Annotated in this window: 12 protein-coding genes and 1 pseudogene; 3 read left to right on the top strand and 10 right to left on the bottom strand. The window is 55.5% G+C overall.

All coding sequences use genetic code 11. The features are described from left to right. The 3 genes from repC to repA all read right to left on the bottom strand — a co-directional run bounded on the left by repC (nucleotide 1) and on the right by repA (nucleotide 3,601). A complete protein-coding gene (gene repC / locus AMK00_RS24660; protein WP_011053503.1) occupies nucleotides 1-1,209 on the bottom strand; it encodes a plasmid replication protein RepC in 1,209 nt (402 codons plus the stop codon). Between the two features lie 155 nt (nucleotides 1,210-1,364). Beyond that, a complete protein-coding gene (repB, locus tag AMK00_RS24655; RefSeq protein WP_004672729.1) occupies nucleotides 1,365-2,390 on the bottom strand; it encodes a plasmid partitioning protein RepB in 1,026 nt (341 codons plus the stop codon). After that, complete coding sequence (gene repA, locus AMK00_RS24650; protein ID WP_011053501.1) at nucleotides 2,387-3,601, bottom strand: plasmid partitioning protein RepA; 1,215 nt, start codon at nucleotides 3,599-3,601, stop codon at nucleotides 2,387-2,389. Before repA ends, repB begins: the two co-directional genes overlap by 4 nt. A gap of 434 nt (nucleotides 3,602-4,035) precedes the next feature. Between repA and AMK00_RS31535 the strand changes: the two are divergent. Together AMK00_RS31535 and AMK00_RS33475 are read left to right on the top strand one after the other, a co-directional pair. Next, nucleotides 4,036-4,659, top strand: a pseudogene (locus AMK00_RS31535) (acyl-homoserine-lactone synthase). A gap of 353 nt (nucleotides 4,660-5,012) precedes the next feature. Next, on the top strand, nucleotides 5,013-6,104 hold the full coding sequence (locus AMK00_RS33475; protein ID WP_309506636.1) for a zinc-dependent alcohol dehydrogenase: 1,092 nt from the start codon (nucleotides 5,013-5,015) through the stop codon (nucleotides 6,102-6,104). 6 nt (nucleotides 6,105-6,110) lie between these two features. Here the strand turns inward: AMK00_RS33475 and prs are convergent, their stop codons facing one another. From prs to AMK00_RS24610, 7 genes are all read right to left on the bottom strand, one after another. Then, nucleotides 6,111-7,052, bottom strand: coding sequence for a ribose-phosphate diphosphokinase (prs, locus tag AMK00_RS24640; RefSeq protein WP_011053499.1), 942 nt, complete (start codon nucleotides 7,050-7,052; stop codon nucleotides 6,111-6,113). A gap of 2 nt (nucleotides 7,053-7,054) precedes the next feature. Beyond that, nucleotides 7,055-8,170, bottom strand: coding sequence for a nucleotidyltransferase family protein (locus tag AMK00_RS24635; RefSeq protein WP_004672715.1), 1,116 nt, complete (start codon nucleotides 8,168-8,170; stop codon nucleotides 7,055-7,057). A gap of 29 nt (nucleotides 8,171-8,199) precedes the next feature. Next, nucleotides 8,200-8,529: a hypothetical protein gene (locus AMK00_RS24630; RefSeq protein WP_004672714.1), complete on the bottom strand. Its 330-nt coding sequence runs from the start codon at nucleotides 8,527-8,529 to the stop codon at nucleotides 8,200-8,202. 5 nt (nucleotides 8,530-8,534) lie between these two features. After that, nucleotides 8,535-9,029, bottom strand: a complete 495-nt coding sequence (locus AMK00_RS24625; RefSeq protein WP_004672713.1) for a hypothetical protein — start codon at nucleotides 9,027-9,029, stop codon at nucleotides 8,535-8,537. 80 nt (nucleotides 9,030-9,109) lie between these two features. Then, the gene (locus AMK00_RS24620; RefSeq protein ID WP_004672712.1) at nucleotides 9,110-10,378 is read right to left on the bottom strand and encodes a radical SAM/SPASM domain-containing protein; all 1,269 of its coding nucleotides are present in this window, start codon (nucleotides 10,376-10,378) and stop codon (nucleotides 9,110-9,112) included. Between the two features lie 31 nt (nucleotides 10,379-10,409). Next, nucleotides 10,410-10,964: an adenine phosphoribosyltransferase gene (locus AMK00_RS24615; protein WP_004672710.1), complete on the bottom strand. Its 555-nt coding sequence runs from the start codon at nucleotides 10,962-10,964 to the stop codon at nucleotides 10,410-10,412. A 286-nt stretch (nucleotides 10,965-11,250) separates the two neighbouring features. Beyond that, nucleotides 11,251-11,706, bottom strand: coding sequence for a phasin (locus AMK00_RS24610; protein ID WP_041684036.1), 456 nt, complete (start codon nucleotides 11,704-11,706; stop codon nucleotides 11,251-11,253). A gap of 895 nt (nucleotides 11,707-12,601) precedes the next feature. Here AMK00_RS24610 and AMK00_RS24605 point away from each other — a divergent pair. Further along, nucleotides 12,602-13,375, top strand: a complete 774-nt coding sequence (locus AMK00_RS24605) for an aquaporin (protein WP_064812012.1) — start codon at nucleotides 12,602-12,604, stop codon at nucleotides 13,373-13,375. Nucleotides 13,376-13,640: the final 265 nt, after the last annotated feature.

Below are 13,640 nucleotides of genomic sequence, written 5' to 3'. Positions count from 1 at the left end.
TTACCCAGCCCTCAAACCGCCTTGCCCATTGGCCTTCAACAACGCCATTATCATCGGGCCAAGCGAGAATTCACCGCGCTCACTTCGGCGCGTTAGATCCCGCAGATAGCCTCCAGGAGAGTTGATGAAGTTAGCCCTTTCCAGGATGCACGCAATTGCCACCGCAGCATTCTCCGGTCCTAGCGCCTCGCAGGCATCCTGGTAGGCGGAAGGGCTTACCCCCAGCATAGATCGAACCACCACAGCGGCAGACATCAGATCTCGCCAGCTTCCCACGCCGCGCGGTGCATAGTCGCTGATCATCGGGCACGCCTTGAGCACCAATCCCAAGGGGAACGCCCTTTGCGATTCATTCTTCGGCTGAAGGCTCAAGCTCGCCTTTGCCCCCTGCTCCTTTTCGGAGCGTGGTTCAGATTCATTTACGGATTCGGGTTTTGAATTCTGTATGTGCTGCTCGATATGAGCAGCATTGGTGCTAATTTTTTCAGCATTCTCGAGGTTTTCCAAACGATTAAGCACTTCCTCACGGAGCATCTCCATTTCATTGAGAACGCTAGTGACCCCTTCAAGGGTCGGAACGCGCGGAATTCTGCTCGCGAGCGCAATGTAGATGTCCTCGGTCGTCTTCCAATCGCCGTCGGCGCCCTCGACCATTGCAGCAGTAATAAGTTTGCGAACATCCCGCCGGCAAATTGTAAGGCTCTCTTTGGCTTTCCTGAGCGAGGCTCTCTCGGCCGCCACTCTTTGCGCCAACATCGCCAACTCTTCCGATCGCGCCAGGAGGGGCGACAGGTCGAAGCCAAAAGCATTCTCGATCTGGCCATCGTCGCCCTTGCGGGCGAAGCGCTTGCCATTGGCGCTATCCTTACGGACGATCAACCCCGACTCCACCAGAATGGCAATATGCCGCCGCAACGTTGCGCCCGCCATTGCATGCGCCCGAAGCGCCAGTTGGGCATTCGAGGGGAAGACAATCAATTGTGCATCCTGACGCAACTCATTGTCAGGATAAAAACTCAAAAGTGCGTCAAGAACAGCCAGACTGTTCGACTGGATCTTGAGCAGTTCCATCGCGGCGGAAGCGTCTCTCAACACTTTCCACTTATCGGCAGCTTTTCCATGCTTGATTTCCATTGCCGCCTGGCGCCGCACGAGCGCAAGCGTCATTGGCCGCCGCCCGAACGGCGTCGCTACATTCCCCGACTGCATTGTCTCTCACCTTTCAGCAGGCAAAGGAAATTCGCTCACCAAAACGGCGCCAAAGACTCTTGACGAGGATTCGAGGAAATGCGATTCTGTTCTTGCTACAGAGACAGAAGGGCTTCCACGACGGCGACGTTGAGGGAGCTCTTTTCTTTTGCGGGTTACACTCCCTGTTTCCGTTGATGCTTTGCGCGATGCTCCTGGTAAAGCGCCGGCAAATGCTCGAGTACGAAAGCCGCGAAATCCGGCGTGGCTTTCCTGTCAATGGTAATTTCTAGCTTGCTCTTGCTCTGCGTGACCTGCGCAAGCCTGTCGCCATCGGGGGTCGACAGGACGTCTGGCAACCCGCGCGCAGTCCGACGCGGTTTCAGATGGTCGATCACTGCCTTGAACCGTTCCGACGACGGCAGCGCCTGCACCTCCTCCGAGGCAGCATATTTCGCAGCGCCTGCCGGAGGCGATGCTTTCTCAACCAGCTCTGCCAATTGCTGCCAACTTGGGCGTCCAACGCCTGGAGCGGCGCCGATGGCATCGATCAATTCAGAGGGGAGGGCGTCAACAAGCAGGAGCATCTTCGACAAGTTGCTTTTATCGATTGACATAGCCGCGATGACGATTTCTCGTGGAAACTGCTTGTTTAGCTTGTGTGCGAAACGTGCCTTTTCGATGAAGGTGAGGTCTTCGCGCTCATTGTTTTCCTGACCCTGTGCGACAACCAACTGCTCGTCCGTCAAGTCTCGAACAACCGCCTTGACCGGCAGTCCTAGCTCCGAAACGGCGCGCAGCCGGCGGTGTCCAAAGGCAACTTGGTAGTGCGCGGGTTTAACGGGATGAGGTCTCACAAGGATTGGGACCTGCTGTCCTTGCTCGCGGATGGATGCAAGAAGTCCTTCGATATCACCTTGCATGCGATCCTGAACGAAGGACGGCTCGATTGACGACGCGTTCAGTTCAACCACGGCCTGACCTTCGGCGAGACGCCGCTCGATCTCCTCGGCACGACCAAGACGATCATTTTGCTCGCGCAACGCGTTACCGATGTTTGCAGTCAGCTTCGTCGCTGGATCTCGTTCTTTTCTGGTCACGCCGAGAAGCGGCATGGAGCGAGTCTTTGCCGCTCTGTGTTCAGCAGCTGATGAGCTGTCGGGCGCGTCCGTGGTGACGTCAAGGAGGTGCTTCCGACTCATGTGGTTCTACCCCATGCTTTTTTGATTAGAGTTTCGATCTCGTCGTTGACGGCGTTCATCGCCTCTAAGGCCCGATCATAGGTCGAGCGCGTGAACTGTCCGCGCTCAACCTCAAAGAGGGTTTGATTCGTCAGGCCAGCGTCCGAAACGGCGGTCGTCTTGAGCATCGGAAAATTGAGGACATTTTCGCCGAAGATCGAACGCAGATAGCCCACCATCTGGTTCTGCGGGCCATCGCTCGGTTCAAAACGAGTGACGAGGTAGCGCATCCAATTGAACTTGAACTGGGCGCCTGCGTTCTCGATTTCCCGAAGGAGATTCGAGGTCATCGCCAGAAACTGGTTCATCGACATTACATCCAACATCTGGGGATGGACGGTGACGAGGATCGAGGTTGCGGCGGTCAGAGCTGAAAGCGTGAGATAGCCAAGTTGGGGAGGGCAATCGATAACGACGACATCGTAGTTGTCCGCGATGTCTTCGATGACCTGACTGATCCGACCGTAAAAAAGCGTGTCACCTTCCTTCCGGTTCATAAGCGCGCGCGGGGTATCGTGCTCAAACTCCATCAGTTCAAGATTGCCAGGAATTAGATGAAGATCCGGGATGTACGTTCCTCGGACAACCTGCTCGATTGGGACCTGCTCGTCATCATACCGGATGGCGCCATAGAGTGTTTCGTTCGGACCAACGTCAGTTTCTGGCTGACTGCCGAAGAGTGCGGAAAGGCTTGCTTGGGGATCAAGATCAATCGCGAGAATCCGGTAGCCACGCATTGCCAGGTACTGTGCCAGATGCGCGGCTGTCGTCGTCTTGCCCGAGCCGCCTTTGAAATTCATCACCGAGACGACTTGAAGCTGCTCCCCCGTGCGACGATGGGGCAGGTAGCGCCGGTTCCCGCGGCCAATCAGGTCCAGGTGCTTACGGATTGAATGAATATCTTCGATCGTGAACGTGCGTCGACCGCCAGGGCTCATACTAACGTGCAGTTCAGGCATTTCCGAAGCAGTTTGTCTAAGATAAGACTCACCGATGCCAAGCAATTTTGAGGCTTCTGACGGTGCAAAGGATCGAATGCCCTTTTCGGACGTCGGCGGGAAGACCTTGAGATGATGTGCTTGAAGTTGGCTGGAGAGAGCGTCAGCATGACGCTCCATCAATGCGGTCAACCCTTCGACGACCGGCGCTGTGTTTGCTGCGGTTTTCGCCATCTCAAAATCCATTTCCTGCAAGTGGCGGAACTTTTCGCGAAACCGCTAAAGTTCCGCCACTAGCTATTAGAGCCGATTCTGCATTTTGAGCAAGGGGTTTTAGGTTAACGAAAGGCTAACGTGGATAAACCCGGAACGTAGAGTAAATGGATTTTTCCGTTTATATCCTGCAGCTTAGCAAGACCGCGGTACCGATTGGTCATGGTGTGTTTTATTGTGAATCCTACAAATGTGCCCCGGCGATTTAGACGAAAAGCAGAAGACCTCGGCAAAGTCGGTGATCCCCTTGCCGCGACTCACTCGCACAAAACCGTAAGCATTCGACAACGGACGCCCGATTCCAATTCGTGCAGAGTTCCCGGCGCCTAACGGCGGCGGAGAAATTCATGCAGGTATTCGCGATCTCGACACCAAAAATTTACTACGAAGCGTAGCTGCTTCAGGACGATCATAGGCTACGTGCGAGGATCTTTTCCACTCGCACTTGGGATGTAGAAGTAGTCGACGAGTGCGAGGCAGATGGGGTTGACGCTCTCGCCCCGACTGCCATCCTGGATGTCACCGCGGCTGGACCACTTGCAGGATGTGCACGCGATTTGTCTGCGATGGGACCGACCATGCTGGTAGACGTATTTCCGTCTCTGCTCCCGAAGGGCCGCCTGAACGCCAATCCCCTGATGGTCTAGAGTTCTCGCTTTTGCGTCGACACCTCGAAGAGTGGAGGGGAGGGGAGGGGAGATGGTTCCGTTCACGAGGCAACGCTGACCTTGTTCGCCGGCATCGTAGAATGGTGCCTGGGAGGTGGTCTCAGCGAAGTCGTTGCGGTAACGGATATCAGGTTCGAGCGAACTCTTGCTAGCGTCGAATGGCCTCTCCCGCGCTTGGGGCAGCCAGAGAAGATCGTTGCCACCACCGCCATCGCAGGCACGCGTCCAGCAAACGCTGAGACCTTTCTGATGTTGCGGCCGCCCAACTACCGATCTAGTTGCCGTCATCCTTCTCGGTGCGACTCGGATTGTTGGTCTGTTCGGTTCGAACCGGTGCGCCACGAAGGATGAAGCTTTGGACGATGTGGCGATAGGCTCTTAGGAGGGTTCGCGCGGGCAGATGAGGGAAGGCGACATGGCATCTTCGCAGAGATGAGGATGCATCGAAGAACGGGCTGGTAAACCGCGGCTCGTGTTTGAGGCTGGTGGCATTGACGCGGCCCAAGCGCTCCACTCTACCTTCAATAGTTTCGTCGCTCCTTGCGCAAGGGAACACTTCTGCCGCTTGAAACGTCCTTTGCCGTTTGCGCCGACGATATCTCCGAGAAGCTTGTCAAGACCCAGGACATAAGCAAGCCCGCCAGCAAGGCACGTGATTTCATCAGCTTTCTGACTGCCGCCTGTGGTTGTTGGCTAGATTCTGGATGCAAGTAAGTGTACATATTAGGATAGTCGGTGTGTCGGGGAGCGAGAGGTCTCGTATGGAGGTTCGTGGACTCGTAATTACTTGCCCCCGCAAGGTTGAAGAATGGACATTGTCGGTTCCACTCGCCGTATCGTCCGAAGTCGGTGTGCGGATAGAGTTGTGTGGACTCTGCACACCGGAGCAACGCGTTTATCGGGGCGCCAAGCCGACTTACCCCTATTGGGGCGGGCACGAGTTGTCAGGCACGATCGTGTCTCTGCCGGACGATGTACCGGATGGCCTGCGCGTAGGAGACCGCGTTGCGGTGCTTTTAATGCGCAGATGCGGCCAATGTCGTGCCTGCCGCCTCGGACTGGACAACCACTGTGCATATTTAAATCCTAAAGCGAGAGGAGGGGTGCCGCAGGGGCCGGGGGGATTGGCCAATTTTGTGGGCGTACCCGCCTATCAGGTTTTTTCCGTACCTTCCTTTTTGGCTCCCGAGCGTGCCGCGTTAGTTGAACCTGTCGCCTGCGTGGCACGCGGCATAAATAGGGCGCGTGCAAAGGCTGGAGACACTGTGGCCGTCATCGGCGGAGGCACGATGGGCCTTCTCCATTCGATACTTCTGACAACCAAAGGATGCGACGTTTACCTTTTCGATGACGACGTGGCAACGCATGGGCCTGTGATGTCGACCGGCGCCCATGCAACGGGGTCAGTTCATTCTCTGTCTGATCCGAAACTCGTCGAGAAATTAACGGATGGCTGGGGCTTCGACTGCATCTTTTGCACGCGCTTCGGTGTCAGAGGCATTCAGGGGGCCATAGCTGCGGCGTCACGCGGTGCCAGGATTGTACTCTACCAATCGATTCCGACGTCCGATTTGTTATCGGTAGGCGCTAACTTTCTGCATTACCGGGAAATTGAACTGATCGGCACCATAGCCCAAAGCGCGGACGACGTGAGAAATGCCATTCGAACCATCGTTGAACACGCCGCACGCTTCGACGTGCTGCAGGTCAATCTTTGGCCCTCGTCAAACGCCCAAGAGGCATTCGAGCAGGCGCTCGATCCACGTGTTAATCGCGTGATGCTAGATTTCAGGTAATGCTTCTCAGCGTGCCTGCAGCGCGCCTGCAATTTCGTTGCCGATCGAGACTACTTCGACACTGTCGGGGAAATTGTCGGTACGTCCGACGCTGTCGGTCACAACGATGCGGTCGATCTGAGACCGTCCCCAGTTTTCGTTCAGCGACGGCGTGAATATGGCATGGGCTGCGGCAAGGGTTATCTTGCGAGCGCCTGCCGCTTTGAGATGTGCGGCGGCTGAAAAAGCCGTCTGACCACTGTTGATTTCGTCGTCAATCAGGATGATCGTCCGGCCAGCAACGTCCCCCAGAATCTCGACGCTCTCCCGAAAGTCATCATCGTCTCTGCGGTGCTTGCGCATGACAGCGAATGGGCAGCCGAGCAGGGCCGCCAAGTGCTCAGCTCGCTTCGCTCCGCCGAAGTCCGGTGAAACGACCATGTCGCCATCGACGGCCGCAGAACCGAGATGGCGAACTAGGGCGGGAGCGAACTGAAGATTGACGACAGGACAGGCAAATGCGGCGCACAGCTGAGGAACATGGAGTTCGAAAGTTATCAGCCGATCTATACCGAGCGTTTCGATAATCCCCGCAAGGATTCGCACCGGTACAGGTCCGCCGTCGAAGGCAGGGCGATCCGAACGCGAATATGGGAGGTAGGGAAGAACAGCGGTAATCGTGCGGGGACCCCGCGCCCGCACGGCACCAAGCGCTAGGAACAACTCGAAAAGACGATCATGAACGCTGTCAGGAAATGTTTGCACGACCACCACATTTCCGCCAAGCCCGCCGTCGCGCGGAGTGACAGCCATCTGGCCATTGCTGAACACCTGCGTGTTTAGGATCGTTATTCCTGACCGCGTGAGGGCCCGATGGACTGTTGACGCAAACTTTGCAGAGGTTTCGGTTGCTGCGATACGAAGGTCGTTCGCCGCAGGATCTGTACGATATGGTGACTCGGGCGCCATATTTACGCCAGCTCAAGATCGTTAACAGTGGGAATAGACAGCAGTTTGGGCAACACGTCGCCCCAATCATGTTGAAGTGGTACCTCGGTTTGATCAGGTCGAATGAGCTCTAGGAACTCGGACGGTATGTCTATCCCACAGATGCGCTTCATCTGCGTCAGGACGAAATATAACGCCGGCCTCATCTCGTATTTGTAACCTATCGCAGCGACCTCCGCCCAGCTAATATTCGCCATTTCTTTGTGTAGAACCGCATGAAGATCGCCGAACATCAATAGTCGAAGCGAATTATAAAGGAAGGCCTCGTGATAAAGCCTGGCCGAAAGGAACCAGACGGCGCCAGTCGCGGATTGGACCTGCAATATGCGGCCTAGACCGTTTGCAAGACGCACGCCTGACCATATGTCTTCGACATCGATGCCGACGGAGAGATTTACATGCATATCAATGAAGATGGGCATGTGCAGCTTCTTCGCGGAATCGATGTATCCCTTTACGTGGCGGTAGCGCAGCTGGCGTGGCACCGCGGGACCAGGGAACGGAGATTCAACGGATTCTATCCTTACAAACACCGGCAAGGAATAGCTTTCGCGGAAGGTTTCGTCATCGAGTTCCTTTCGTTCCGGATGCCAGTTGCCATTTGAAGGGTCGAAAATACCGTGCCGGTAGCCGAGATCGAACATGAGCCGCTGCACGCGCTGCGCGTCAGCGGGCTTGACCATGATGTCGAGATCGGTCATCGGCCGTAGGAGTGGATCGGGATAGTGGAGAAGCGCGAGATCTGGTCCCTTCACCAGGAACCAGGCGATGCCGGCCCGATCCAGCGCATCCATGATTTCTGGCAGATTGCGAAATTCGAGTGCGGACCTGACCTTTGACATGACAGTCCAGCACTGAACGTAATGCGCCGCCTCAGTAGGCAATAGTGTCAACAAATCGAGGCGGCGCAAGTGATTCTCAAGCAGCGGCACCGTCCGATTATGCTCGGCGCGCCATACCACATAGGGCCAGTTGACAGGCTCCTTGCAGAGACGAACCAAACGCTCTTCATCCTCGGGTCGTAGGTAGGCCCGGCAGGTGATCAGCAAAATAGAGTCTTCTGGTGACAACCGAAGCATCGCGGAGACTCCTGATACGGCTGCGTGATTTATTTCGAACTTTCCGGGCTGCCGAATTCGGCTAGTGTCTGCCTCAGGTCGGCGAACTGTTGTTCGAAGGAAGCGAAACTCTGGTCGACGTTTTGTCCAAGCAACTGTTCAAGGCTGAGCGTTTCTTCAGCGCGTTCCTCTTGTCCAGACATAAGCTTGTAAACCGAACTTACCGGCAGCAATCGCGACAAGAGTTCACCACCGCGGCCCGTCTGGGCGCTGTCCCGAATTTGCCGGATGCAACTTTCGGCAAGCAATCCGTCAATCACGATTACCAGCTTGCCATCCTCTTCGTCAACGGCGTAGCCAAACAGTCGGGAACTAGCCATTGCCGCTACCTCTGAACCTTCTTGAGGTCTTCCACTTCACTGCGTATCTGCAGCAATTGTGCCTGAGCCGAGAGAAGTTTGGCGAATGCGGCGGTAACCGCCTTTGCCGATTGTGTGTCGGAACCAGTCATCCTAACCGGTCCTCGCCCAATGCGGCGTCCTACAAGACCTGAATCGGCGGCGCGCGGCCAATTGGCTTTGCCAAATTTCTTCGAGGCGGTTATATCAACGTAGTAGTCTTGTAGTTCGCCGTTAGCAGCGAGTGAGCCGGATTTCGACCGTTGCGATCTGCGTGACACCTTTAGCGATTGCTCTAATTTTACAAGGCCAGCCGTCAATTGCTGAGCTTGGTCATCCAAACCCGCCTGCAGCCGGGCGAGTCCTTCCGCGAGACGAGAAATCACCTGGGCTTGCTGGGCGGCTGCTTTGTTGCCGGATCGTATCGCGTTGTTCGCAAGTGTGTGCGCCACACCCGCCGCACCTCGGAAAGCTCTGCTCATCCTCAATCCTCCACGTTATTTTTGTTGACCTGGTTAAATTACGTCGTCGACACAGCAATTATTACGTCGCGCCTCCTGCGTTAGTGAGTGTGTTGCGCAGCAGCCGCGATTTCCTCCGAGAAGTTATAGACAGGAGCTTCGGCGGCGGGCCGACGCTCTTTCGCTATAACTCCGCGGCGGTAGGTGGAATCTTTCGTCGGGTCCACCAGGGCGTACTCCGGAAAACCTCCGTTATTGTAAAGTTCCTGGCACAGCGGATAGGGCGCGTCCTTTTCACCATAGTGCGACCAGCTACTCATCTTGCAGACGCCGCGACAGACTGGATAAAACACGCAGTTGCCGCAGACGCCCTTAACCTCGCCACTCACCACCTCGCGTAGCTCATGGAAGAACGGGCTGTTGCGCCAGATTTCCATCAAGGGCATTTCGAAGGCATTGCCGGCGATCATTTCCGGATCATCGTAGGAGGCACTGCACATCGAAACTTGTCCGTTCGACAGTATGCCCAGTACGTTGTCGCCCCAACCGCAAGTATGCACGCCGTTCAGATACTTGAGAGGCATCAGAGCCGGCGGCAGAGTCATGTATGCAGCGCCACTCTCAAAATGGGGAGATTTCAAAAGATCGCCTATCAGTAGCTTGCATTCCTCCAAGCTTATCGCATTGTCCTCATGGCTGCGCGCGTTGCCCATCGGATGTATGTTGAGCAGCGTCCGATGCTTCTTGATGCCCCAGCCGAGCACCAAATCTATAATCGAAATCACCTTGTCATAGTTGTTGCGATAGGCAGTCGTCGTTACCACCGTAGAGATGTCAGTTTTTCCAAGCCGCTGCAGGACAATCGCAGTCTTGGCGAACGCACCCGATTTTGCTCTGAAAGCGTCGTGCGCCTCTGGGTCGAAATGGTCGAGGCTGATGAAGACCGTCAAATTGGGGAGCCTACTTAGCTGCTCGATCGTGAACTCGTCAAAGAGGGTTCCATTCGTCTCGAAAACCAGCTCCTTCAGCCCACAGGATGCGAGATATTCCATGACTGCCATGAATTCCTTGTGAACCATCGGTTCACCCCCGGAAACCTTAACCTTGCGCAGCCCATTGGGTAGTGCTTGCTCGATCAGTCCTTGGATCGCCTCCAGGTTGAAATCAATGCCCTTGGCCTTGGGCCCGACGCCTGCGATATAACAGTGGTGGCATCCCAAATTGCACTTGCGGGTTAGAAACAGATAGATCGTTTTAATTTCGTTTTCCGAGACGACTCGTTTCGAAAGTTCACTTGTGACGAGGGCCTGTAGCGTCTGACTGGCTACATGCACGTCCTGCGGTGTCGAAAGCCAATCAGGGGTATTCATGCGCTTGCCTCCTTACGTCTATGTTGCTGCGCTAGCACGTCATCGCACTGATCACTGGTGCGTCGTCCAATTGACGCCTGCCTTTCAAAACTTCGATTTCGAGTATGAATGCGTATCCGGCGATCTCTCCGCCTTGGGACTTGACAAAATTCCCAGTCGCCCGAGCAGTGCCACCCGTCGCTAGAAGGTCATCAGCAATCAGGCATCGCAGGCCGTCACCGATGAGGCCGGCAGTTACCTCCAGGGTTCCGGAGCAGTATTCACAGCTGTATTCAAATGAGAGGACGTCCCCCGGCAGTTTACCGGGTTTCCTTACCATGATGAAACCGCAACCGAGCCTATCAGCCAATGAGGCGCCCAAGATGAAACCACGCGCATCAACCGCCAAAATGGCATCGATTTCTGTTCCCGACACTTGGCTTGCGACGGTAGAAACGACTTCGCCCAATGCACCTCTACCAGCCAGCATAGGCGCTATATCCTTGAACAAGATCCCGCCTATCGGAAAGTTAGGAAATTCTCGTAATGCTTCTACACCGGATTGGTTAATCCGTGACGCCCCGCTATTTGGAACAGCTACAATCATTTTACTATCCCCCACATGTAACCATCTAAGAGCCTCGTAAGGTGCGATGGCCTCGCGCACTTTGTGGCCAGCCACCAGATGAGGCCCTGGCAAGCTTATCAGCGGCGGCCGCCGCCGCGCCTACCACGTTCCTCCGGGCCGGCACGGGTCCGCTCTCTGACCAGATCACGCCGGAATTCGCCAGCGCCGCGAACAGATGAAACATCAGTCGGCCGCATAATGTTGTCTCCTCGAAAGCGGCTCCGATCATGATTCGTCCAGCCCTGATCTTAGTGCCGAGTCAACTTTACGTCGCTTTGGGGTTCGTCAGGACCTTGTCAAAAGCATCCTTGACCGGCTTTGAGATTTCCTCCACCGCCCTGCTTGAGAGCTCCCGGACTTCCTTGGCGTGCTGCAAACTTGTCTCAACCCGCTTGCGGAAAAAGGCCGACTGCTGTTCGAGGATCTGCGACGGCGAATTCGCGCCCAGCAAAGCTTGCAAATGTGAGAAGCCGGCCTCGGCGTCGGCTTGCAGTGCAGCGATCGTCTTCCACCACAATTCGTTGCCGAATAGACTTGTCGTTTCGAGGATCGGAGGCAGCATTTTCTGTGTCGCTTCAGCGCCGGACGCAAATTTCAAAAGAGCCTCTGTCACCTGCTTGTTCCCCTTTTCAACGGATGCGCCGAACTGATCTGGCACCTTGAGCGGCGATGACCCCGGGTTTTCGATCGTTTCAAATGATCTTTCGGAAATCTTGGTCATTGCATTTTCCTTCTCTTTGAGTTGGTTGCAAGCTGTGACATCGGGATTGACCCTTCCGCCGGCGGATGCATGGCCGCTTGGTAGAACGCGGATCCGATGACGAACGGTCAGGTGGCCTCCGTTCCGTTCGTTTCATGAACCGGCATAATGCAGACTGCTTTCTGCCGCTTGTAACCAGGGATCAGCAAACACCATGCCAACTGCTCCGACGCGCCAAGAAGATCATTTTCTTTTATCAATGGGCGGGTTGAGGGCAGGTTGATGTGTATTTGACGGAGAGACCGGCGAACAAAACGTTCCAATCACGACAAACCTGACAAAAGTGGCGGATGCCCGACATTTGCGAAAAATGTCGACGGTTGCGCTGGGGACAAGGGAATTCACGCGGACTTCAAATCGCGCCAAGGATCATGTGCCTGTTCGTGGCTAAGGGGCGTTACTCGACTTCTCGTGAACGTCCCTGGCGGTCTTATCAACCCTTGTCCTGGTTCCTGCTTTGCACCACCTTCCGCTTGGAGCCATGAAGAGGGTCGTTGTTTCGATAATTTGAGGATGGGCTGCTTGGCGATTTGTTCGTAGCCCAGCTCGGGTCCATACGTCTCGGTACGGTTCGCCTGCCTATCCTGTTCACGGCACTTTCGAACATAAGACCGAACGTCATCAGAGCGATCGCTGTGATGCGCAACATATTTCATTTGGTACGACGTTTGCTGGTGATCGGTGACGCTGGTTGACCATAGGCTCTGATGCCGATCTCGTCGGACAAGGACGCAATTGAAGTCAACTACGGAGGTTTTCGGGACCTGACACGATGATTGGTTCGGTGCATGCGGAACGCTTGGCGGCACGAGGATGACACCGAAAAGTACGTGGGGTCTAATCAATGGAGTGAAAAATGAAAAAGTATGTTTGCGAATTCTTCGGGACCTTCACACTTGTCTTCCTCGGCTGCGGCACATTGCTTTATATGCGTCAAGAGGTGGGCCTGTTGGGTGTCGCTTTAGCCTTCGGGACGACCGTGGTTGCAATGGCCTACACGATTGGCCCAGTCTCGGGCGCGCATCTCAATCCGGCGGTCAGCCTGGGTTTCCTCGTGTCGCGCCGATTGAGAGTGTGGGACTTTCTCGCGTATGTCTCCGCCCAATGTGCAGGAGCTATCGCGGCGGCAGGCACGCTCTACTTTATCGCTATGAACAAGGTCGGCGGTTACGATATCACCCTAGAAGGTTTCGCCCAAACCGGCTGGGTAGTCTACGGATGGAGAGCTGCGTTCCTATTCGAGTTTATCGCCACGTTCCTGTTCGTAACTGTATTCCTCAAATGCACGGCTGGACGCGGCGCTGTTGCACGATTGGCGATTGGACTTGCCTTAGTTGCGATCCACCTTGGCGGTATCACCGTTTCGGGTTCTTCTGTGAATCCAGCACGATCGATCGGCCCAGCACTTTTCGCAGGAGGGGCGGCACTCTCTCAACTCTGGCTTTATATATGTGCGCCAATGCTCGGCGCTATTGCGGCCGGCCTTCTTCAGCTCAGGGGGATCGTCGCGTCAAGCGAGCCGCAAAGTCTGCGCCAATTTGAATCGCGCGAAATGACCAGCGACATATCCAGCCCGGTTTCATTCTTTCGCCACCGAAGGAGAGGTATCCCAAAAAGGGAAAGCCACTGATCGAGGAGGGGGTCTCGACCTTGACAGGGGAGCGCATCCCCAGACACTGGCCGTTGCATCCCGCATATCTTGACGCTTACTGCGATCTTCCTACGGATTGGGACCACGGTCGTCTCTGACGTATCGACAAACGTCGCATACGGATCGACAATGGCAGCCCAACGTCCAGCTATCATTGGCGGCGATCCAAAACGGCGGCGATCGCGGCCAAAGCCTCGTGTATCGCGATACTCACCGACCTTCCGCTCAAGGTTGTCAAGGGTCC

The sequence above is a fragment of the Rhizobium sp. N621 genome (genome assembly GCF_001664325.1).
In the GTDB taxonomy this organism is placed as follows: domain Bacteria; phylum Pseudomonadota; class Alphaproteobacteria; order Rhizobiales; family Rhizobiaceae; genus Rhizobium; species Rhizobium esperanzae.
Note: the sequence above shows the minus strand (reverse complement) of the source record. Positions and strands in the feature narration are given on the sequence as shown.